Source organism: uncultured Meiothermus sp., assembly GCF_937863175.1.
GTDB lineage: Bacteria > Deinococcota > Deinococci > Deinococcales > Thermaceae > Meiothermus.
Map to the genome: position 1 here is coordinate 1 of NZ_CALMCQ010000363.1, position 2994 is coordinate 2994.

Annotated in this window: 3 protein-coding genes; all 3 read right to left on the reverse strand. The window is 59.1% G+C overall.

All coding sequences use genetic code 11. The annotated features are described in order from the left end of the window. Positions 1-471: 471 nt before the first annotated feature. The gene (gene cas2, locus Q0288_RS13580; protein WP_299431326.1) at positions 472-747 is read right to left on the reverse strand and encodes a CRISPR-associated endonuclease Cas2; all 276 of its coding nucleotides are present in this window, start codon (positions 745-747) and stop codon (positions 472-474) included. Between the two features lies 1 nt (position 748). Beyond that, positions 749-1720: a CRISPR-associated endonuclease Cas1 gene (cas1, locus tag Q0288_RS13585; RefSeq protein ID WP_299431329.1), complete on the reverse strand. Its 972-nt coding sequence runs from the start codon at positions 1718-1720 to the stop codon at positions 749-751. After that, positions 1717-2994: TIGR02710 family CRISPR-associated CARF protein (locus tag Q0288_RS13590; protein ID WP_299431332.1), on the reverse strand; the 1278-nt coding region annotated here is incomplete at its 5' end. The genes Q0288_RS13590 and cas1, both read right to left, overlap by 4 nt.

A 2994-nucleotide genomic window follows, 5' to 3' on the forward strand; every position in this document is an offset into this window, starting at 1 on the left:
TTTTGTTTGCGACGGATTAACGTGGACAGCGTTATCGTCAGTCTGGTGCAGCGTTTCAATCCCCTTGCGGGGATTTTTGTTTGCGACAGCATACCCCGTTAAGTGCCGTTCTGTACAGGGGTTGTGAGGGGGGTATTTATGAGAAACTCGAGTTATCCACAGGTTGCCTGTGGATAACTGCGGAAAAAGTGGCGTTTGGTGCGATGGGTGCTTGCTTTTCTGCGCTTTGGCGTATGCGCGCAGTCAAGATTTGCCTTGTGCATCGTATATTTTAGCTTTCAAGGTGCGCTCCGGGAGAGGCCCGATGAAGCAGTATAGCATTTGGCGCAAAACATAATGGGGCTTTTGTGGAAAGCGATTCCTCAGGCGGTCAGACACTCCAACCTGGGGCTTATGGTGAACGCGAGGTGCGTTTGCCGCGTGGTTTTCTGTATACAAAAATAAGGTAACGGTTGTTGCAACGCGGTTGAACTAGAAAATCAGGAAGTCGGGGTTTTCCACTACCTGGCCCACACCCAACACCTCCACCTCGCCGCCAATGGGGTAGATGCGGAGGCTGTCCTGGGAGGGCTCGAGCTTCTTTTGCACCAATTTCTTGAGCTGCTGGAGCTGGGCCTGGTTCAGCCAACACTCGAAGACCGAGAGCTGCACCCGCTCGCCAAAACTCTTGAGGATGTTGGCCACCTTGACCCGGCGGCCATCGTCGGGGATGTCGTAGGCAATGGTGTAGAAGCGTTCGGCGGACATCCTACCTCCAGAGGTAGAAAGGGCTGTAGGATTCGCGGCCCAGCAGGGCGGCCTTGAGGCGGGCGGCCTGGGTCTCGATAAGCTCCTGGTAGGGCTTGCGGAAGCCTTTGGGGTGCTGGGTCTCCTGGGCAAAGCGGGCCTCGAGCAGGCGCAACAGGGTTTTGCGGCCTGTGTCGTTCAGGTAGACCCCACCATTGCGGGGTTCGGCGTGCTGCGACGGGGTCAGTTCCCCGCGCAAAAAAGCCCTAACCACCACGGCATCTACCACAGGCACCCGGAACTCCTCCATCAGATCGAAGGCCAGGGCCGGTGCCCGGCGGCCCTCTGCGTGCAGCAAGCCCAGCTCGGGGTGCAGGCCCGCAAGCTGCAAAGCCAGCAGGGTGCGGCCCAGCAGCACCGCGTAGCCATACGAGAGGGCGGCGTTCACGGCGTCGGCTGGGGGGCGGCGGTTGCGCCCATAGAAGCCGTAGGGGGAAAGCACGTTTTGCAACCCGGCGAAGTAGGCCCGCGCCGCGCTGCCCTCCACCCCCCGTAGCCCGTCCAGGCTTTGGGCCAGGGGCAGGGCTTGCAGGGCGGCCTGTAGTTCCTGGGGCGGCATCGGAGCAGGGGCCTGGCGGGAGAGGCGCTCCAGCAGGGTCAGGCCAGAGCGCAGCTTGCCTTCCAGAAAGCCCTGGGCCAGAACCAGCGGCGAATTTTGGGCCAGGAGCTGCGCCCGCAGCACCTGGGGGGAAAACCCCTGCGGCGCGGTGGCCTGCCCGTATAGCTGACCCTCGAGGCTGGCATACAGCACCGGAACCCTCTGGCGCAGCAAAAAAGCCAGGGCCGGGGTAGTCAGGCGCACATTGCCCCAGACCACCACCGCCCGCACTTTGCGGGCTTGAAGTTGGGCCAGGATCTGCTGGTCGAGCTCCACCAGCAAGCGGCCCTGGCGCAGGCGGAGGGTGGCGGACTGCTCGGTGAGGTGGAGGGTCACGAGAGCGAAATGGGTTTGAACTCTACCTCGGGTAGTTTTCCGCTCTGCGTTAGTGTTTGCAACACCTCGCTCAGTTCGCTGGCGAGTTTATCCCTGGGCGGGGTGAAGCCGTGGGCAAAGACCGACTCGTTGCGCGAGTTGGCCAAGCCGATCACCTTATTGGCCTTGACCGACAGGACAGCCTCATCGCCAAGCACCCTGAGCAACAAAAAGGCGCTGATAAAGTCTAGGGCGTTCTTTCGCTCCAGGTTATCTTCCGCCTTCAGGTTCACATTTTTTCGCTCGTTCTGGTAGGCAGCCTGGAGGGCCTCGAGACTGGTCTGAGCCGCTTCAGAAAGCCTCGCGTAGTCAGGTTTAGCTGTATCAAAGCCCCTCAAGGCCAGCCGGTGCTGCAGGAAAAACTCTAGACTCCGATAGCTAAGCAATGCCGCCTCGGCGGTGCGACCAGAATTAAGCCGCCTATCGGCCATAAAGCTTAGCGCGGCAAGAGTCCAGGCAACCTTAATGCGGTCTGCCAGTGGTGCAATATCTTTCTCCTTGCTAGTAAGGGCATTGGTTAGCTGGTTGATGGCCTCGAGGCCCTGCTTATGAGCTTGAATTGAGGTCTGGTGCTTGACCAGTGGGCTTTGGCGGTGGGGGTGATTTTGCAGCAAATCCAGCAGTTCGGAAAGTCTTTCCCCTGCCTGCTGAAATTGAGCTGCATCTAGCATCTTGTAGGCGCACGACAGAATCGCCTCCGGGCTATTAGCGCGATCTTCTTGTTTTGAGGCTTGCCTAAATAGCTCTTCCGCCCGAAGAAAATCGCCTTGCGCGTAGGCTTCTCGAGCACGATGGTAAAGCCAGTCGGGAACAACATCGCGGGGGTTCTCGAGGCGCTTCAGGTACTCCGTTCCAGCTACTGGACGACGAAGCTGGTCGTCGTATTCTTCATTGTCCACGTAGTAGACATGTGCCGTGCGGCCCTCCTCGGCTAGCGAGAAAGCAAACATCGCAAGCCCAGCAACCATGGCCTTGGTGCCGCCCGTCGGGTCAAAAGCGATAGGAGCCGTAGGGTCTAACCGGTCTATCTGCTGACGAACCTGCTTGTAAATGTCTTCCGGTTCGCTGCGTCCTACCTGAAGGGTCTTGATCCGATCCACCCCCCAGCCCAGTTCCTTTTCAATCCGCTCGCAGAGTTTCTCGGTATCCTTGGTGTGCAGCAAATACACCCTTGTGGCATTTATGGCCCGAGCGGAAAGAATTACCGGCTCGGGAGCTGTTCCCACGGTATGAAA

What these genes read in the sequence shown, in the direction of transcription:
- cas2 (WP_299431326.1), bottom strand. Translation starts at nt 747, where the DNA reads ATGTCCGCCGAACGCTTCTACACCATTGCCTACGACATCCCCGACGAT.